General features: G+C 70.6%; 17 protein-coding genes, 1 tRNA gene and 2 pseudogenes. 9 read left to right on the forward strand and 11 right to left on the reverse strand.

What is annotated here, in order from left to right; translation table 11 throughout:
• Positions 1–43: 43 nt before the first annotated feature.
• The 3 genes from AB0A95_RS28320 to AB0A95_RS28330 form a co-directional block, all read right to left on the reverse strand.
• On the reverse strand, positions 44–1,387 hold the full coding sequence (locus tag AB0A95_RS28320) for a dipeptidase (protein WP_357558797.1): 1,344 nt from the start codon (positions 1,385–1,387) through the stop codon (positions 44–46).
• Between the two features lie 36 nt (positions 1,388–1,423).
• Positions 1,424–2,569, reverse strand: a complete 1,146-nt coding sequence (locus tag AB0A95_RS28325) for a M48 family metallopeptidase (protein ID WP_357558778.1) — start codon at positions 2,567–2,569, stop codon at positions 1,424–1,426.
• 145 nt (positions 2,570–2,714) lie between these two features.
• On the reverse strand, positions 2,715–3,338 hold the full coding sequence (locus AB0A95_RS28330) for a hypothetical protein (protein WP_357558779.1): 624 nt from the start codon (positions 3,336–3,338) through the stop codon (positions 2,715–2,717).
• Positions 3,339–3,613: 275 nt separating this feature from the next.
• Here AB0A95_RS28330 and AB0A95_RS28335 point away from each other — a divergent pair, with 275 nt between their 5' ends.
• Positions 3,614–4,015, forward strand: coding sequence for a rhodanese-like domain-containing protein (locus AB0A95_RS28335; RefSeq protein ID WP_357067235.1), 402 nt, complete (start codon positions 3,614–3,616; stop codon positions 4,013–4,015).
• A gap of 37 nt (positions 4,016–4,052) precedes the next feature.
• On the opposite strand, the gene AB0A95_RS28340 is transcribed toward AB0A95_RS28335, so the two are convergent.
• The 3 genes and pseudogenes from AB0A95_RS28340 to AB0A95_RS28350 all read right to left on the reverse strand — a co-directional run bounded on the left by AB0A95_RS28340 (position 4,053) and on the right by AB0A95_RS28350 (position 7,961).
• Positions 4,053–5,594, reverse strand: a complete 1,542-nt coding sequence (locus AB0A95_RS28340; RefSeq protein WP_357558798.1) for a cobyric acid synthase — start codon at positions 5,592–5,594, stop codon at positions 4,053–4,055.
• A gap of 57 nt (positions 5,595–5,651) precedes the next feature.
• A pseudogene (locus AB0A95_RS28345) lies at positions 5,652–6,635 on the reverse strand (cobalamin biosynthesis protein); the annotation flags it as partial.
• A gap of 492 nt (positions 6,636–7,127) precedes the next feature.
• Entirely contained in the window at positions 7,128–7,961 is an 834-nt protein-coding gene (locus AB0A95_RS28350) for a single-stranded DNA-binding protein (protein WP_357558780.1), read from the reverse strand.
• Between the two features lie 305 nt (positions 7,962–8,266).
• Between AB0A95_RS28350 and AB0A95_RS28355 the strand changes: the two genes are divergently transcribed.
• Together AB0A95_RS28355 and AB0A95_RS28360 are read left to right on the forward strand one after the other, a co-directional pair.
• Positions 8,267–8,689: an HPF/RaiA family ribosome-associated protein gene (locus AB0A95_RS28355; RefSeq protein WP_357558781.1), complete on the forward strand. Its 423-nt coding sequence runs from the start codon at positions 8,267–8,269 to the stop codon at positions 8,687–8,689.
• A gap of 442 nt (positions 8,690–9,131) precedes the next feature.
• Positions 9,132–10,184: an alpha/beta hydrolase gene (locus AB0A95_RS28360; protein WP_357558782.1), complete on the forward strand. Its 1,053-nt coding sequence runs from the start codon at positions 9,132–9,134 to the stop codon at positions 10,182–10,184.
• Positions 10,185–10,212: 28 nt separating this feature from the next.
• Here the strand turns inward: AB0A95_RS28360 and AB0A95_RS28365 are convergent, their stop codons facing one another.
• Positions 10,213–10,908 carry a hypothetical protein gene (locus tag AB0A95_RS28365; RefSeq protein ID WP_357558783.1) on the reverse strand — a complete coding sequence of 232 codons (696 nt, stop codon included), beginning with the start codon at positions 10,906–10,908 and terminating at the stop codon, positions 10,213–10,215.
• A gap of 160 nt (positions 10,909–11,068) precedes the next feature.
• Between AB0A95_RS28365 and AB0A95_RS28370 the strand changes: the two genes are divergently transcribed.
• A tRNA-Arg gene (locus tag AB0A95_RS28370) sits at positions 11,069–11,144 on the forward strand.
• 86 nt (positions 11,145–11,230) lie between these two features.
• Positions 11,231–11,512, forward strand: a pseudogene (locus AB0A95_RS28375) (Mur ligase domain-containing protein); the annotation flags it as partial.
• A gap of 1,140 nt (positions 11,513–12,652) precedes the next feature.
• Here AB0A95_RS28375 and AB0A95_RS28380 read toward each other — a convergent pair.
• The 3 genes from AB0A95_RS28380 to AB0A95_RS28390 all read right to left on the reverse strand — a co-directional run bounded on the left by AB0A95_RS28380 (position 12,653) and on the right by AB0A95_RS28390 (position 14,219).
• Positions 12,653–13,231, reverse strand: a complete 579-nt coding sequence (locus AB0A95_RS28380; protein WP_357558784.1) for a hypothetical protein — start codon at positions 13,229–13,231, stop codon at positions 12,653–12,655.
• A 4-nt stretch (positions 13,232–13,235) separates the two neighbouring features.
• Positions 13,236–13,703, reverse strand: a complete 468-nt coding sequence (locus AB0A95_RS28385) for a DUF4304 domain-containing protein (protein ID WP_357558785.1) — start codon at positions 13,701–13,703, stop codon at positions 13,236–13,238.
• A 129-nt stretch (positions 13,704–13,832) separates the two neighbouring features.
• Entirely contained in the window at positions 13,833–14,219 is a 387-nt protein-coding gene (locus AB0A95_RS28390) for a MerR family transcriptional regulator (RefSeq protein WP_357558786.1), read from the reverse strand.
• Positions 14,220–14,270: 51 nt separating this feature from the next.
• Between AB0A95_RS28390 and AB0A95_RS28395 the strand changes: the two genes are divergently transcribed.
• The 4 genes from AB0A95_RS28395 to AB0A95_RS28410 all read left to right on the forward strand — a co-directional run bounded on the left by AB0A95_RS28395 (position 14,271) and on the right by AB0A95_RS28410 (position 17,185).
• On the forward strand, positions 14,271–15,041 hold the full coding sequence (locus tag AB0A95_RS28395; RefSeq protein WP_357558787.1) for an MBL fold metallo-hydrolase: 771 nt from the start codon (positions 14,271–14,273) through the stop codon (positions 15,039–15,041).
• 248 nt (positions 15,042–15,289) lie between these two features.
• Positions 15,290–16,330 carry a GTPase gene (locus AB0A95_RS28400; protein WP_357558788.1) on the forward strand — a complete coding sequence of 347 codons (1,041 nt, stop codon included), beginning with the start codon at positions 15,290–15,292 and terminating at the stop codon, positions 16,328–16,330.
• Positions 16,331–16,402: 72 nt separating this feature from the next.
• Positions 16,403–16,783 (forward strand): VOC family protein, encoded by a 381-nt coding sequence (locus AB0A95_RS28405; RefSeq protein ID WP_357558800.1) that lies wholly within the window; start codon positions 16,403–16,405, stop codon positions 16,781–16,783.
• A 57-nt stretch (positions 16,784–16,840) separates the two neighbouring features.
• Positions 16,841–17,185 carry a hypothetical protein gene (locus AB0A95_RS28410; RefSeq protein WP_357558789.1) on the forward strand — a complete coding sequence of 115 codons (345 nt, stop codon included), beginning with the start codon at positions 16,841–16,843 and terminating at the stop codon, positions 17,183–17,185.
• Positions 17,186–17,297: 112 nt separating this feature from the next.
• On the opposite strand, the gene AB0A95_RS28415 is transcribed toward AB0A95_RS28410, so the two are convergent.
• On the reverse strand, positions 17,298–17,600 hold the full coding sequence (locus tag AB0A95_RS28415; protein WP_357558790.1) for a MerR family transcriptional regulator: 303 nt from the start codon (positions 17,598–17,600) through the stop codon (positions 17,298–17,300).
• Positions 17,601–18,385: the final 785 nt, after the last annotated feature.

Raw genomic sequence — 18,385 nt, forward strand, 5'->3', positions numbered from 1 at the left:
CCGTAAAGTCCCAGATCAGGCCCGAAATCGCCGGCGAGATTCCTCAGCGCCCCGCCGCGGCCACCTTGCTCAGCAGCAGCGCCTCGGCGAGGCAGACCCTGGCGAACTCTCCCAGGTGCAGACTCTCGTTCGGGCCGTGGGCGCGGGCGTGCGGATCCTCCACCCCGGTCACCAGGATCGCCGCCTTCGGGAACATCTCCTGGAAGGTGGCGATGAACGGAATCGAGCCGCCGACGCCGATGTCCACCGGGTCGGTGCCGTCCCAGGCGGCCCGGAAGGCCGAGCGGGCGGCGTCGAACATCGGCCCGGACGCGTCGATCACGCACGGGTAGCCGTCGTGTTCGAAGCTGACCGTCACCTGGGCGCCCCACGGCGCGTGCTGCTCCAGGTGTGCGCGCACCGCCGCGTACGCCCGCTTGGGGTCGTCGCCCGGGGCGAGCCGGATGCTGAGCTTCGCCTTCGCGGCCGGAACCAGCGCGTTCGGCGCCTCACCGGTGGCCGGGGCGTCGATGCCGAGGACCGCCAGCGCCGGCTTGGTCCAGAGCCGGTCGGTGATCCGGCCGGTGCCGATGAACCGCACGCCGTCGGCCAGCCCGGCCTCGGCGCGGACCCGGTCCTCCGGGTAGTCGACGGTGGCGCCCTCCCGGCCGACCAGCCCGTCCACCGCCACGTCGCCGGCGTCGTCGTGCAGGGTCGCCAACAGTCGGACCAGCGCGGTGAGCGCGTCCGGCACGGCGCCACCGAACATGCCGCTGTGCACCGCGTGGTCCAGCGTGCGCACCTCGACGAAACAGTTGACGATGCCACGCAGCGAGGTGGTCAACGCCGGTACGCCGATGTCCCAGTTGCCGGAGTCGGCGATCACGATGACGTCCGAGGTGATCTCGTCGCGGTGCTCGATCAGCAGTTGCTCCAGCGAGTCGGAGCCGTACTCCTCCTCGCCCTCGATGAAGAGCACCACGCCCACCGGCAGCGCGTCCCCGTACGCCCGCAGCGCCGCGACGTGCGCCATGATGCCGGCCTTGTCGTCGGCGGCACCTCGGGCGTAGAGCCGACCGTCGCGTTCCACCGGCTCGAACGGATCGGACTCCCAGAGCGAGAGGTCGCCGACCGGCTGGACGTCGTGGTGGGCGTAGAGCAGCACTGTGGGCGCACCGGGCGGGGCCGCCCGACGGCCGATCACCGCTGGCTGGCCGCCGGAACGCACGATGTCGACGTCCAGGCCACACCCGCGCAGCAACTCGGCGACCGCCTCGGCGGAGCGTTCCACGTGCGAGTGGTCGAAGCCATCGAAGGCGATGCCGGGGATGCGGACGAGGCGTTCCAGGTCGGCGCGGACACCGGGCATCTCCCGCTCGACTGCGGCCCGCACCTCGGACTCGGACATGATCGGTGAGGTCATGACCGGCATCGTATGCCGACCTTACCGAGGCGTGCCGGCCGAGCCCGTACCGTCACCGTCTCCCGCCGGGCCGGAGCCCGCCCGCGCGCCGGGGGCGGACCGACCGGCACGCTGTGCCCGGCCGGCGGCCTCGGTGGCGGCATCCATCCAGGAACGGGCCCGGCCGGCGGTGCCGCCGACCCACTCGCCGACGTCGTTCGCGCCGTCGCCGAGGCGGCGCAGCAACCCGACAAGCGGGTCCGTGGAGCGGCCGAACTCCTCCCGGTACGAGTCGGCAGCCGCCCTGATCTCCTCCGAGATGCTTGTCGAGCTGTCCTCGTCCCGGCGCGGATAGTCCCCGGCCAGCACCCTCCCGTACGCCCCGGAGTCGACCCACTGGCGCAGTTGCGCCGCCCGCGCCACCGGGGTGGGGTGGGTGCTCCACGCCGTCATCCGGATCTTGTGCAGGCTGTCGCGCAGGTCGCCGCCGCCGGCGTACTCGGCGGCCTGCTCCAGGAACGCCGTCGTGTCGACCTGGGACAGGTCACCGCCGCCGGCCAGCTTCATCAGCAGCCGCAACGCGGCGGCCGGATCCTGCCCGGCGAGCAGACCGGCCCGGTCGGCGGACAGCTCCGCCTTGCGCCACCACTCCAGCATCGCCGCGATGATGGCCCGCAGCGCGATCGCGCCCACCGGCAACCAGCTCAGGTTGGCCGCCCACCGGGTGAGGATCATGAGCATCGTCTTGTAGACCGCGTGCCCACTGCCCACGTGCCCCAACTCGTGGCCGAGCAGGCAGCGCAGCTCGTCCTCGTCGAGTTGCTGCACGCAGGCCGAGTTCAGCACGATGAACGGCCGCTCCAGCCCGACCGCCTCGGCGCCCAGCCACGGCGACTGGGTCACGTACAGCTCGGGCAGGTCGGCCACGTCGAGGGCGGCCCCGGCCTCGGTGTAGCGCTGCCACACCGCCGGATACTGCCGGTGGTCGACCCGGATGCCGGAGGCCAGCACGGACAGCCGGAACCCGCGCTCGTTCCACATCCCGAAGAACGACCGCACCACGTCGTCGAAACCGCGCAGCTCCCGCAACGCGACGAGCGCACCCCGGTCGGCCGGATGCTCCCAGGCCCGCGAGCTGATGCCGGTGAGCGTGATCCGGCGCCGCGCGGGCGCGTCCGATGCCGACATGATGAGTCCCCCGTTCGCCGCGCGCCCTGAGCGCTGTCGCGTCGTGCTGCTCGCGTCGTCGTTCTCGCGTCGTCGTGCTTGCTCGCGTTGCTCCCTGTACGCATCGTGCCGGAGCCGGTGACGCTCGTCCACTGCCCGCGCATGCTCAGCGGACGCGCACGTAGTACCGGTCCGCGTCGTACGGCAGTGTGGGCGCACCGTCGACCAGCAGATCCACGCGGGCGGCCGTGTCGTCGGCGGCGAAGTGCGCCCGCTCTCCGGCGTGCCAGCGACGCAGCTCGGGCAGGATCTCCGGCCCGTCCCGGGCGACCGCGCGGGCCAGCCGCAACGACGCGGGCGCGGTGACGAAGACCGCCAGAGTCGACTCCGGCCGGACGACCGCGCGGGCGGCGCTGACCCCCTCCACCACCAGCACCGGCGTCACCGGCACCGGCACCGGCCGGGCCAGGAAGCGTCGCCGCACCCAGCTGTAGCGCCGGTAGGAGCCGGGCCTCCCTTCCCGCAACGGGGTGAGCACCCACTCGTCGAGGCGTGCCCAGAAGCTGAGCTGGTCGTCCCACCCGTCGAGCAGGTCGTCGGTGTGCACCACCGGCGGCCGGTCACCGTCGAGCAGCGCCGCCAGGGCATCCGCGAGGTGCGCGGCAAAGCGGCTCTTACCCGCGCCACTGGGCCCGTCGACCGCCACCAGCCGGGTCCGTCCCAACCGCGCCGGGCCCGCGAGCACCCGACGAGCCAATTCGGCGTACGCCTCGACGACCGCCACGGGCATGACCAAAGTATGCCGCCGACCGCGGTCCAGTCGTGATCGACTCCAGATCATCGATGTCGCGCTATCCCTGTCAGCGGGACACCGCGACATCAGCAAAACCGAGTTGATCACCCGGCCGCGGCTGTCAGCGTGGGCCACGCTGACCCGTCCGGCTGACCACCCCGGCCGGGCGCCGTCACGTCCGAGGGAATTGGGGCGGTGACGGGTGACGGGCAGCCCGTTCGCCGCCCGGCGTGCCGCCGAATCGGCATGATCGGGTGGTGCTCCGAGACGTGATGAGCCCCGGCATCGACGCCCTCCTCGAACAGGCCCGCGCCGGGCTGCACCGACTGACTCCGCAGCAGACCGTCGAGGCGGTCCGCGGCGGCGCGCTGCTTGTCGATACCCGTACCGACCTGCAACGCCGTGAACAGGGCGACCTGCCAGGCGCGGTCGTCATCGACCGGACCGTGCTGGAGTGGCGGCTCGATCCGGCCAGCGCCTGGCGGATCCCGGAAGCCACCGGGTACGACAGGGAGATCGTGCTGGTGTGCCGGCAGGGCTACAGCTCCAGCCTCGCCGCCGCCAGCCTGCAAACCCTCGGTCTACGCCGAGCCACCGACATGATCGGCGGAGTCGACGCCTGGCTGGCAGCCGGCCTCCCCACAAGCGACCGCCCCGCCGACATCCGCCCCTAACAGCCCACCCCCACACTCCGGATTGGACGGCCGGCGGTCAGGACGGTGGGGGGCCGGGAGGGATGAAGGGCAGGCCCGCGGGTGGGCCGGCTTCGATGAGACGCCAGAGTGCGTCGGTGTCCAGGTGCTCCTCAACCAGGTCACCGAGCAGGTCGAGGGAACGCTCCCGAGCGGCGGCGAAGCTGGTCGTCGGCGCGACCCGGAACCCGGTACGGCCGGCCAGACGAGCCGCCTCGGTCAGGAACCACCGGCGGAACCCGTCCGACTCGAACGCCCCGTGCCAGTGCGTGCCGTACACCGCGCCGCGCACGGCTCCCTCGCCGACACCGTCGCCGCCGGTCAACAGTGGGCTCAGACCGGGGTCGGTCCGCGAGACGTACCCGTGGTGGATCTCGTAGCCGCGCACCGCGACGCCGCCGGGTGCGGTGCCCACCGACTGCCGGACGGTCTTGCGGGGATCGAAGGTGATCTCGATGGGCAGCAGGCCGAGCCCCGGCACGCTGCCGCGCCGGCTCTCCACCGTGTCGTGGATGGCGCGGCCCAGCATCTGGAAACCGCCGCAGAGGCCGAGCAGTGGCTTACCGGCAGCCGCGTGGGTGGCCACCGCGTCGGCGAGGCCCGTCTCGCGCAGCCAGGCGAGGTCGGCGACTGTGGACTTGGAGCCGGGCAGGACGACCAGGTCGGCGGCTGCCAACTCGGCCGGTTCGACGGTGAGGCGTACGCGAACGCCCGGCTCGGTGGCCAGCGCCTCCACATCTGTGGCGTTGCTGATCCGGGGTAGGCGGACGACAGCCACGTCCAACCACTCGGTGCCGCGCGGGGCGGCGGGGCGGCCGAGCACCCGGCCGTAGGCGAGGGAGTCCTCCGCGTCGAGCCACAGGTCCAGTGCCCAGGGCACCACCCCGTACGTGGGGCGACCCGTGACGTGACGCAGCATGTCCAGCCCCGGCTGGAGCAACCCGAGGTCACCCCGGAACTTGTTGATCACGAACCCGGCGACCAGTGCCTGGTCGGCCGGGTCGAGCAGTGCCACGGTGCCGAACATCGAGGCGAAGACGCCGCCCCGATCGATGTCGCCGACCACGATGGTGGGCAGGTTGGCGTGCCGGGCCAGCCCCATGTTGACGTAGTCGCCGGCCCGCAGGTTGATCTCGGCGGGGCTGCCGGCGCCCTCGCAGATCACCACGTCGTACGTGTCGCGCAGCTCGGCGAGCGCCCCGTACGCGGTCTCGGCGAGCCGAGGCCGCAGGTGCCGGAACGTGCCCGCGGTGATCGTGTCGACCGCTTCGCCGAGCAGGACCACCTGACTGGCCAGGTCACTGCCCGGCTTGAGGAGCACCGGATTGAACCGCAGGTCGGGTGCGAGCCCGCAGGCAGCGGCCTGCATGGCCTGGGCCCGCCCGATCTCGCCACCACGCCCGTCCGGCCCGACGACCACCGCCGAGTTGTTCGACATGTTCTGCGCCTTGTAGGGCGCCACCTTCACGCCCTGTCGGTACAGCCAGCGGCAGATGCCAGCGGTGAGCACGCTCTTGCCGGCGTCTGAGGTCGTGCCGGCGACCAGTAACCCGCCGCTCACCGCCCACCCCCCCCGCCGCACCCATGCAGCCGCACCGAGCCCGAGCCCACTGCTCCGCACGACACCGAGCCCACGGCGGCCAAGGGCACTGACCATGCGACCCAGGGTCACCGGGTAGGCGGCGGCCAACCCGACCGCGGCCAACCCGACCGCGCCGGAGATCCGGGCGGCCCGCTTGAGGTGCCGCGCCTCCGGGCGGGGGCCGTCGCCGAGGAACGGCCGCACCTCGGAGCGCCCGTGGTAGACGTTGCGGCCGCCGAGGCGGACGCCGAGCGCGCCGGCCATCGCCGCCTCGCACTGGCCGGCGTTGGGGCTCGGATGGTCGTTGCGGTCACGCCGCCACACCCGCCAGGCCCGGTGCCGATCCCCGTTGGCGACCGGCGCGACGGCGATGGTGAGCAGCCCGGTCACCCTGGACGGCACCAGGTTGAGCAGGTCGTCCAGCCGCGCGGCCGGCGTGCCGAACCGGGCGTACCGCGCCGACCGGTGCCCGACCATCGCGTCCAGGGTGTTCGCCGCCCGGTAGCCCAGCAGGCCGGGCAGGCCCGCTATCGCGCCCCAGACCAGCGGGGCGACGACCGCGTCGGAGGTGTTCTCGGCGACCGACTCGACGGTGGCGCGGGCCAACTCCAGCTCACCCAACGTCGACGGGTCCCGCCCGCAGAGGTGGCCGAGGCGTCGGCGGGCAGCGGGTAGGTCACCGGCACGCAGCGTCCGGCCCATGACTGTGGCTTCGTGGCGCAGCGTACGGCCGCCCAGCACGGCCCACGTGCCGGCGGCCACCAGTGCCGCCCGGGTCACCGGCCGATGCCGGGTGGCCGCTGCGGCGACCGCCCCGAGCAGCACCGGCCCGCCCACGGCCAGCGCGGTGAACGTCGCTCCCGCCGTCCGGTCCGGGCGGTAGAGGCGGCGCTCCAACGCACCAGCGGCCTGCCCGAAGCCAGCCACCGGGTGCCACCGGCGCGGATCACCGAGCAGCCGGTCCAGCGCGTACCCGGCCAGCAAGCCCACCGCGTTCGCCACCGGCGCTGTCCGTCGCACCCGCACCACCTCCGGCCGGCCAGCCTAGACGAGCATCCCGGGAACCCGCCCGATCACGGGCTCCGGCAGTCGGGGCCTCGTGCAAGGCCGCAGCCACCACTCTCTCTCAACTCCGCCGCTGCTGGCACGCGGGGTGACGACGCCTGTCGCGACGCCACCCCGCCCCCGTCGTGCCAGGCCACGTGTGCTGTGCCGCCGCAGCACCGACGACCAGCACAGGGCCTCGTACCGCTCGGCCGCCGCCCGATGCGCGACCGCCAAACCGGCACGACCACCAAACCGGCACGACCACCAAGCCGGGCGCGCTCGCCAGGCCGGCACGCTCGCCAGGCCGGCACGCTCGCCAGGCCGGCACGCTCGCCAGGCCGGCACGCTCGCCGAAAGGGCACGCTTGCCAAACCGGCACGCTCGCCGAAAGGGCACGCTTGCCAAACCGGCACGCTCGCCGAAGGGGCACGCTCGCCAAACCGGCACGACCGCCGTGGCGATTGGTCAGGCTGGCTGCGGGACCCGTCCTCGACCACGCCGTCCCCGACCGGACTGCGTCGGCTCCGGCTGCCCCTCGTCCGGCACGGGCCCCAACTCGTCGTCCAGGTCGCGGTCAGCGCTGTCGTCGGTCGCCTCGGGCGGGAGCGCCAACTCGTCGTCGAGATCCGCCGGGACGCTGGCCTGCCCGAGCTGCCCGCCCGCCGGGGAAACGCCGCTGGCCCGGGATGCTCCGCCAGCCGTGGAGACTCCGCCGGCAAGGGGAACCCCGCCGGCCGGGGAGACAGCGTCGCCAACCGGATCCTCGATGAACGGGCTGGTGCGCAGTGCGCCGTAGTCGGGCAGCTCGAAGTCGTCGTCCAGCGGCCGGTCGTCGGGCAGCACGGGCTCGGCCCCCGCTGGCACCGGCTCGGTGGGCTCGCCGTGCACCCGGCTCTCGGCCTCCGCGTCCTCCACGGTGCTGGTCGTCATGCTCGGCCGGTTACGCAGGAAGCGGGCCCGACCCCGGGACAGGTCGTGGCCGACGGCGACCGCCTCCAGCTCGTAGAGGGTGCGGTGGTTGCCGGCGTCGTCGGTCCAGTCGCGGGTGTAGAGCCGACCGCAGACCACCACCGGATCGCCCACCATCACGGAGGCCGCCACGCCTTCGGCGAGCTTGCGCCAGCAGTTGACGCGAACGCGGAGCGAGTTGCCGTCGACCCACCGGCCGCTGTCCCGGTCGAGTCGGCGGGCGGTGGAGGCGACCTTGAAGTTGGCCACCAACGTGTTGCTCTGGGTGGTGCGCCGCCACTCGGGTGAAGTCAGCACATTGCCGACAATTGTTACGTACGTGTCGAACATCGTCCCTCCAGGGGGATCGGGGCCTGCCAACGCGAGTCGACTCGACACCGAGCCTCGGCGCTGCGCGTGAGCATCGCCAGCGCCCACCCTCGAACCTGTGGACAACGAAGCCACCTGTGGAAAACGCCCTGATCACGCCCCGATGTGGTACGGCCGACCCGCCCGGCTGCGCGTCGGCGGTTTCCGAGCCCGACCAGATTGGGTAAGCACTTGATCAACGCACCACCGACAGCTCCACGTCGACGAGAGGTCAGCGTCATGATGATCACCAGAATCGGCTCTGCGATCGCTTCCGAGGCGCGGCGATGAGCGCCGCGGCGAACCCGGCCACCGTCGCCGAGTGCCTGCGGGTGGGCGCCGGGTTCTCGCAGGGCGACCGCAACTGGATCGCCGAGCAGTTCGCCACCCTCGACGCCCGGTTGGCCGGTTTCCACGCCGACGCCACCGAGCTGGAGGTGTCGGTCAAGGATCGCGAAGCGCGTGGCCAGAAGGTCACCCTCGAGTGCTGGATCGCTGGCCGGCAGAAGATCGTCACCACCTCCGCGGAGGAGGATCTGCACGCCGCGCTCAACGACGTCCGCGACGACCTGCGTCGCCGGCTCAACGACGCGAAGACCCGCCAGGAGCCCCGGCACAACAAGCACCTGCGCGACATCCCGCAGCCCCAGGCCGACCTGGACCCCGCCGACGACCAGGACCCCACGCGAGCGGACGCGGAAACAGCCTGACCCCGCGCCGCCCGCCCCCACCCGACCCCCCGCGATCTTGCACTCTCTGACCCTGAAACGCGGCTATTGCGCCTTTTGCGGCGACAGAAAGTGCAAGACCGCGGGGCAAGGCGGGTCCAACATCGTTGCGTTAGGGCTGTAGCCGGCCGGGTCACCCCGGGACAGGAAGTGCCCGATCGGGGAGCGGCTTGGGCCCGGCTTGACGATCATGGAGTTGTGGTGCCGACTATGGGGGCTTTACGGGCGTTCTGGTACCCACCACAACTCCATGATCGGCGAGGCAGTGCTGGTTGACGAACAGCCGTTCCACCTCACGCAACGGCGTTGAGGGCGGGGCCGGCGCGGGGCAAGGGCGGCGCGAGCGCGGGGCAAGGGCGGGCCAGGGCTGAGGACCAGGACCGGGGGCTACCGTCGGGTAGGTTGCCGGCGTAGCGTCGCGTTCGTGGAACCGGACGTGTTGGGGCCGCCGTACGAGCGGCAGACGATCGACCTGGGCGCCGACGACGAAGGCCCTGTCGTCGCGACAGTGGTCCGGCGGCGGGCCTCGCGTCCCACCGGGCGGGCCGTGCTCTACGTGCACGGGTTCGTCGACTACTTCTTCCAGACCCATCTGGCCGACTTCTTCGCCGAGCGCGGCTGGGACTTCTACGCGCTCGACCTGCGCAAATATGGTCGCAGCCTGCTTCCGGGCCAGACCCCGAACTTCTGCCGGGACATCAGCGACTACTTCCCCGAGCTGGACGCCGCCGCCGAGATCATTCGTCAGGACGACGGGCACGACACCCTCCTGACGATGGGCCACTCCACCGGCGGCCTGATCATCTCGCTCTGGGCGGACGCCCGCCGCGACACCGGCACCGTCGACGGTCTCGTGCTCAACAGCCCGTTCTTCGACCTGAACGCCCCCTGGGCGGTGCGCCGACCCCTCGCGGCCGCCGTCGCCCGGCTGGGCCGCAGGGCGCCGCACCGCATCCTGCCGCTCGGGCTGGGCACGGTGTACGGCGAGAGCCTCCACTCCGACCACCGCGGCGAGTGGACCTATGACCTGGCGTGGAAGCCGCTGGCCGGGTTCCCGGTCCGGGCCGGCTGGCTGAACGCGATCCGCACCGGCCAACGCCGGCTGCGCGCCGGTCTGGACATCCAGGTGCCGGTGTTGCTGGCCTGCTCGACCCGCTCCTTCCGGGGCACCCGGTGGCACGACAACGCGACACTGGCTGACGCCGTGCTGGACGTCGAACACATGGTCCGTTACGCGCCCCGCCTGGGCCGCCACGTCACCCTGGCTCGTTTCGACGGCGGGATGCACGACCTCACGCTCTCCGGCCCCACCGTACGCAAGAAGGTCTTCGACGAGGTCGGCCGCTGGGCCGAGGCGTTCCTCGCCGCCGGCCCCACCGCCCCGGCCAGCGCCGGCTCGACAGTTGTCGAGGCCGGTCTACCGGAGAGCCGACGTTCCTCGACCGACACGGCGGATGCGGCAACAGCAGGCGGCTGAGCGCCCCGGAGGGCGGCACCGGGCGCGCTCAGACGTCGCCAGGCGCCGCCGGGAGGACGGCTCGGATCCGGTCGAAGGTCGCTACCGGGTGCCCGCCGACGCCGGGTAGGACCAGGCCCAGACAGTACGGCGACAGTTCGCCAGTGGCGTCGGGCTGGACGACGAAGATCGGCGCGCCGACGTACCCCTGCGGTAGTTCGGTGGTGATCCGCACGGCGTCCCCATCGCGGACCACCCGCTCGACCGCGACCTCCAGCGGGCGCGACCCGTCTTCGCGTACCCCATGGGCCAGCACGAAAGCGGAAGCGGCGTCGGCGGTGAGGCGGGCGACCACCTCGGGCCCGGCGGCGATCCCCGCCGGCACCGGCTGGACCCGCCACCGCCAGCCGCCGTCGCCGGCGTAGCGGTGCAGGCCGGCGGTCGGCAACACCGCGACCCCGTCGCCCGGAAACTGTGCCCAGCCGGGCACGACCTCGGCCACGGCGACAGCGGCCGGGGCGACCCCCGCCGGCTCGGTGACGCTCGTCCGCAGCCCCAACTCACCACCCGACGCGCCGACCAGGTCGGCCGCCGTCAGCAGCGACTCCCCCACCGGGTCGTCGCCGCCCTGGAAGAAGAAGGCGGTGCCACAGTCGTCGTCCGACCGGTACGGCAGGATGGCGCGACCGACGACCTGGCACAGCTCGTAGGCGACGTCGTTCTCGGCGTCGGGATCCAGCAGCACCAGCCAAAGGTACGGTCCGAGGCCACGCCGGTCCGCGGGAACCCGGATGCCGGCCGCGGGGCCAACGTGAGACCCTGCTCGGCAACGTGGACGCGGGCACCCTTTTCGCCGCCGGGCAGCAGGGCGGCGGTACCCTCTGGGCGCGACATCCACGCCACACGCGCCCGTAGCTCAGCGGATAGAGCAGGGGACTTCTAATCCCAAGGCCGCAGGTTCGAATCCTGCCGGGCGCACCACAAAAGACCAGGCTGATGTCAGCAACACCGACCAATGGATCGGGCGGGGCCTCTGCCCGCCACGATAGGTTCATCCCGTGCTCGCGATGACCCTGGAAGAGATCACCGCCGCGATCGGCGGAGCCGTCCACGACGCTCCCGACGCGGTGATCGTCACGGCCCCAGTGGTGTTCGACAGTCGGCGCGTGGAGCCTGGCGGGATGTTCGTTGCGCTGCCGGGTGAGCGTGTCGACGGACACGACTACGCCGCCCAGGCGATCGAGGCTGGCGCGGTGGCGCTGCTGGCGTCACAGCCGGTCGGGGTGCCGGCGGTGGTCGTCGAGGACGTGCCAGCAGCCTACGGACGCCTCGCCCGCGCGGTGATCGACTGCGAGCCCTACCCACCCTGCCCGTCTGTGGAGAGCCTGCAATCGTCCGCTTCGAGCTGTACGCCACAGGTTCCTTGGACGCCTGCGCGTACGCCTGCGCCACGCACGCCGCCGACCTGACCGCAGAGGCCGTCAGGGTAGGTCTGAGCGCCCACCCGGGCGGGATGCCAGCCGACGTGGAACGGCCCTGTGGCTACGTGCACGTCTTCCCGACCGGCAACCTTGCCGACCCGACCCACCCGCTCTGGTGTAATCGAGACGACTGCCAGCGGAGAAGCCAGCACCGTTCCGCGGTGCGGAACCTAGACACTAACCAACCAGAGGCATTCATCATTGGCGTTTTCTTGGTGCAAGCTATCCATTCGACCGCCGAGCCGATGGTGGCCCTGACCAGTGTGGGGGGTAACTCCGCATCCAGCCTGGTCCTGTCGCTAGGGCAGGCGCGAGTGCTGCGGTACCGCCTGGCTAACCTGCTCGACGCGACCAGGCCAGCCCGCAACGAAGGCCACCGGACGTAGCCCGCACGCGCTCGCCCCAGGCAGCCTTCGAAGCCGCTTGCCTGGCCTGATGCCAGATTGGAAGAGCATCATGCGCGAAGCCGAAGGTCGTAGGCGCGGATCACTCGGGCTGTCGGATCCGCGCTCTCGGGCGTTCGGAGGCGATCGGTCAGCAGAAAGTCGGGCAGAGCGAACGCGGCCGCGTGCTCGTGCTCGGAGAGCACGAACGTTCCGCCGCGCCTCTCGGGCTGCCACCCGTGCGCCAGGGCGTGGTTGATGAGGGCTCGGACGTGCGCCGACGTCGGATAGGCGTCGTCAGCGGCGCATGCCCCCCAGGGGGCCGGCCAGGTGACCGAGAGTAGATCCGCCTGGAGTGCCTGGCTCGTCTTCCCTGCGCCCCACGCCCGTAGGCGGATACAGCGGTGGCAATCACCGCTGCCCTGCACGTGCCGGATCTCCGCGCGCCATACGAAGAGCCGCGCACCGATTCGCACCTGCCGCAATCGCGTCCGCATGGGGTCACCTCGCGGTCGATCTTTCTCCGCTCGGCCGCGTACCGCCAAGGGTTTTCCTGCGATCCCCGCCCGCGGTCGAAAGGGCATAAGACCTTGGGGCACCGCCCGCACCCCGGCTCTCGGCGGTGTCAGCGCTGGCCGTGGCGCCTCGCCAGATCGGCGAGGATCGTGCAGGGACGCTCGGCCCCCTGGTGCCAGGCGCTTCCCGCTACCGCCACGGGATAGCTGACCTCTCTGACCTGCCGGTCGGCGGTCTCGACGGAGAACCGTATCGACAGCGGCTCGCTTTCGAAGGCGAGTGCGCACTCGATGCGCAGCTTGACACTGATCCAGGTGGTGCCGCCGGGGCGTACCAGTCGAGACTGGCCGGTGTCCTGGACCTGGACCCCAGGTCGTTGACCGGTGGCCGACTTGACCGTGATGGGCGCGGGGCCGGCGTTGATGACCGCCAGTTGCCCGTCCATCTGGACGACGTCGGTGTCCGCGCCCAAGCTGCCACTGGATGCCGGAAAGGCCACAAGGGAGACTGCCGCGTTCCGCTGCCGCTCCTCCCGCGACGAACGCAACACACCGACACCGGCACCGCCGAGCACGATGCCGACCGCGAAGGCGGCCACCAGCCGTACGTTCCAGGTCCGGCTGGCCGCGAGGCGGGCAGGCTGGGGGTCGTTCTCGACGAGGTCAATCACGTGGTGCTCGGCCGACATCGCGTCAGCCTAGGGCTCTCCGGGGCCGGCCGGCCGTCCCTGTTCGAAGGTGTTCGCGGAGAGCGGGAAGGCCGTACGCGCCGATGGCGGTGACGACCTCGCTCGCGACGTCCGTGGCCTCGACGTCCTCGTTCAGGTCCCACCAGACGTCCTGGTTCACCGGCATCAGGTGACCGAGCCGCCAGGACCACACGAAGTCGCCGTAGTAGGTGCCCGGCGAGGGCTTCAGGGGTAGCTGGCTCTGCTCACGCCTGCGGGACTCCCAGACGATCCGTGGTACGGCACAGAGGTTGACGGTGAACGTCAGGTGCTCTCCGGTGTTGAACCGCGAGGACTGGAAGCCCAGCAGCGCCCAGGACTCCGGGTCCGGCAGGGTGTACCGCGAGCCCGACCCCGTGCAGCCGAGGGCGCGTAGAGCGGGAGCGACATCGTCGCGCAGCATCGCTCGATAGGTGGCCTGCACGTCGCCCATGTCCTCACCCGCTCGATGTCGGAGAGCCGGATCCTGAAGTCAAGCATGGACGACCTGGGCAGGATCAGGGCAGTGGCACGGCGGCGGCACGTGCATGAGGGGCAGGTCAGCTCGGTCAACTGTTGTTGGTCAGGTCGTTGATGTCATGAAGTCGTGGCACGCGGGGCAGTCGCGGATCACCGGGTGGGAGCACTCGAGAACGTGGTCGAGGAACGACGCCGTGCGCGTCAGCCGGTCTCGCTGGCGGTTTATGGCGTCGCGTTGATCGGAGATCAGTTCGATGCGCTGGCGCCGGTCGCCGTTCAGAAGTTGCGCGATCTTGTCCAGGCGCATGCCTGCCTCTTGGCACTTGATGGCGACCGCCAGGGCATCGAGCAGTCGGTTGTCGTACAGGCGTGCGCCGCCGGCGGTTCGAGGCGGTTCGATGACGCCCTCGGCCTCCCAGTGACGGAGGAGGTGGGTGGTGACGCCGAGTCGTTCCGCGGCTGCGCCGATCCGTACCACGTCGGTTCGCATCGAGTCATTGTCGTTGACTTCGAGTCGCCCCGAACTTCTACCCTCCCGACCATGCGTGTCCATGAACTCGACTGCGGAACACTGAATGCCCCCGGTGGTACGGCCGTCTACGGCTCGTCACACTTCATCTGCCGCGTCCTGCTGATCGAGGACGGGGAGCGACTGATCGCCGTCGACACAGGTGTTGGGCACGAGGGCATCAAGGCGCCGGAGGCCCGTCTTGGTGAGTGGTGGCTGGCGCAGGTCGGGCCGGTGCTCGACCCGGCCGAAACCCTGCGGTCGCGCATTTCGGCCCTCGGGCTGGACCCGCGGAATCTCACCGACGTGATCCTTACCCACCATCATCGTGACCACGTCGACGGCTTGGCGGACTTCGGGTGGGTGCGTGTGCACGCATCGGACGGCTGCCGCGCCATCGTCGCTGATGGCGGTGCGGGACTTGTCGCGTCGCAATGGGCGCACGGTGTTGTCTGGGCGCCATCGCCGACGCGCACTGCGGACTGGCACGGGTTCGCCAGCTATCGACTGGATGGCTTGCCCGAGTCGATCCGACTCGTCGACCTGGCGGGACACTCGCCAGGACACTCCGGGGTTCTCGTCGGCAGCACGGACGGCGCCCAGCCGATCCTGCACGTCGGGGACGCGATCCACCATCGTGCCCAGCTCACCGGTGGAGCGACCCCCGCGCTCGAAGCGTTCGCGCGCGCCAGCCAGCACGACGAAGACGACCGACTCGCGACCATCCGCAAGCTCGCCGAACTCGCAATCGAGGGCACGGTGCGGGTCGTCAACGCCCACGACCCCAGCTTCTCTGAGCACTGACGCTGCTGGCGCAGGTGAATCGGAGAGCCGGAACCTGGCTGCATCTGCAACCTTCGCGACAACGACTGCGCAGGCAGGTCGACGCCATGGGTTTCGTTGGCATGGTCCAGCACATCGCTTGGCTCCAAGATCAGCCTGTCGCGCTTGACGGAGCGTGGGAAGCTCACCATCAGTAGGGATCCCGTTGCACAGACAGGAGCCTGGTGAGCCCAAAACCCCGCAAGCAGCGCGCGACCCGGATCCTGGTGGTGGGCCGGACCGGCGTGGGCAAGTCGAGCATCATCAACTCGATTGTCGGCACCGCGGTCGCCGAGACGGGAAAATACCGACCGACGACCGCCGAGATCGAGCGGTACGACGCCAAGTATCGCGAGTCGACGATGATCCTCATCGACACGCCCGGGTTCGGTGACGCCGCGTGGGACCGGTCCAACGACGAGCGCTATCTGGCGCTGATCGAGCAGGAAGCCGGCGAAATCGATCTTGTCCTGTTCGTCACCAAGCTCGACGACACCAGGGTCGATCGCAGCGAATACGACACGATCGGGGCGCTCACCAAGCAATTCGGCCACGAGCTGTGGGACCGTGCCGTCGTTGTGCTCACCCGCGCGGACAAGTTCACCCGCCGCGACTACCCCGAAGAACTGGCCCAGCGAAGCGCGGCGCTGCGCGAAGAGATGGAGAAGATGATCGGGGACCGCGCCCGCCGGCTCCCCTTCGTCCCGGTGACGAACACCCGCGAACGCAACCCTGACCGGTCACGGTGGATGGCAAGGCTCTGGCTCGCCATGCTGGAGCGGGTGAGCGCGCCGGGGTTCGACGCGTTCGTGCTGTCGACCATCTCGCGGGTCACCAGCGAGACCGCCTCCGACGAGGGCGACCCTGACCCGCCGCGGCAGGCCACCCCGACACCCCCCAAACCCCGGCGCCGCAAGGGCACCGCTGTCGCCCCGGCGCCGACGCCCGCTCCGGCTCCAACTCCCCGACGGGCGTCCACGCCGAGTGCCGCGACGCCGGCTGCCGTTGTCCGGCCCGTCGATCGGCGCCCGACGTCCACCCCACCCACGACGACCCACTCGTATGTCTCCGACGGGGTGCCCGTTCACCAGACGACCATCAACGTCGGGTCTGGCGTCGCCAACATCACAGTGACCACTCAGCAGAGCGCCCGAACTGAGGCCGTGATCGCCACGAGAGCGTCGACGGGCCTGTTGGACAAACTGAAGGCTGCCGGCTCCTGGATTGTCTCCGGAATTGTGGCCGGAGTCTTCAAGATCCTGGGACAGTAGCGGCCCGCCGAGTCCCGCGCCGCTGTGCCGCCCCGACGCAGGCTGGCGCGTTGATAAGGTCGCGCCGTGTCGATGTTCCGCGGCCCTCAGGTGATTCTGTTCAGCGAGGACGTGCCACGCGCCACCGAGTTCTACACCGGCCTCGGCTTCACCGAGACCTTCCGGGTGCCGGTCGAGGGCGAGCCGATCCACATCGATCTCGTGCTCGACAGCTACAAGATCGGTATCGCCTCGGTGGCTTCCAGCCGCGCCGATCACGGGCTCGACCCCGTCCCCGAGGGGCAGCGAGCCGCGATAATCCTCTGGACCGACGACACCGCCGGCGCGTACGCCGATCTCACGGCGAAGGGTGCGCCCACCCTGGCCGCACCGCACCGGTGGCTCGACCACCTGCTGATCGCCTGGACGGCCGACCCGGACGGCAACCCGATCCAGATCGTCCAACGGCTCTGACAGCCGGCCCGAGACGGCGCTTCGCCCGGGACGCGAGCCGGCCGCGTGGAGGGAAAAATGGGGTACGAGCTGCACGTCACCCGGGCTGCGGAGTACTACGGGAGTGAAGAGCACCCGATCGCTCTGGACGAATGGCTCTCCTACGCCGAACGCAGTCCGACGCTCACCCAGGGCGGATGGATCTGGTGGGACGAGGACCGCCACCCCTTCTATGTGTTCACCTGCGCCGATGGAAGCGTTGTCTCCTTGACCTGGTTCGAGGGCGCCATCGACATCAAGGGCCACTTCGACGGCGACGCCTACCGGGAGTTCGGGGGCCTCGCCGAGCACTTTCAGGCACACCTTCAGGGCGACGACGGCGAGCGGTACACCCCTGGAGGCGTCCTTCCCCCCAGTGGTTAGAGGTGGGGGCAACGAGATCCACCCCCGTAGACGACGAACGGTCCCTGCCCTGGCGGGAGGGACCGTGTGGCGCTCGGCGTCACAGGTGCGGAGGCCGACGTGTGGGGTGAGTTCAGCCCTGCTCGTAGCGCTCATTGCGTCGAAGGGCCTCTTCGAGTTGGTCCTCGAGAATGATGATCCGGCAGGCCGAGGCGATGTCGGTGCCCTGGTCGCACATTTCCCGGGCTCGCGCGGCAAGGCGCAGCTGATAGCGGGAGTAGCGGCGGTGCCCGCCACTGGAGCGTTGCGGGTCGATCAGGTTGGCCTCGCCGAGCCGACGGAGGAAGTCCTGCGAGCAGCCGAGGATCTCGGCGGCACGGCCCATGGTGTACGCGGGGTAGTCCTCGTCGTCGAGCATGTCGTCGGATTGGGTCATGAAACCTCCATCACGAGGGCCCCGGTGCTCGAAAGCACCGGGGCCCAAGGGTTGTGGGTCAGGAACACCATCTGCCGACAGAACGTCGGCTTGTCTTGTCCGCACCGGCCGTCAACGACGGCATCGGGTGCGAGGATCGCATATGCGTGACCGGAGACCACCTCTCGTTCGATGGAAACTGCGGTGTCCGCGCCCAGCCCACGACTGCGGCTGGCAGCGGGCGATCCAACGGTGTAGTGCCCTCCCTTGCCTCTGATTTCCTGTGCCATTCCTCGTGCTGTCCGTCGGTGTCCGAGCCCCACGCGACTTCCTGGCCCTGACACGTACGACGAACCTTGCTTACCTCGGGTGAAGCCCTGAACGAGCCTCGGCCTCACCCGCAACTTCTCGTGCGTAACACCAACTGCGACAGAACCGAGCGGGCCGGAGAGCTTCCCGGGCCCACTCCTTCGCCCTCGGGTGGGGCGGTCACGTCAGCGTCTTTACTTGCTCCGTCTTCGACCTCAGAAACGTTAGCTCACGACGACAAGAATATCTAGCGCTTCGCGCAGAGATTTTCTCTGCCAGTCGGGGCAATTCCGCCGGCCGTGCGGCGGAGAGCGACGCCGGCGAGCCGGGCAGACGCTGCGCAGCCGCCAGAAACACCCGGCGGGTGTGCCGGCCGTCCGGGCCGTGGCACCACCGCCTAGCTGTGCTGTCCAGGGACGTTGGTCAACCTGGTGATCGGTGGTAGGCCGCCAGTGGCGGTGTGGGGTCGGTGGTGATTGTAGTGATGTAGGAAGGCC

The organism is Micromonospora sp. NPDC049230 (genome assembly GCF_040647875.1).
Taxonomy (GTDB): Bacteria; Actinomycetota; Actinomycetes; order Mycobacteriales; family Micromonosporaceae; genus Micromonospora.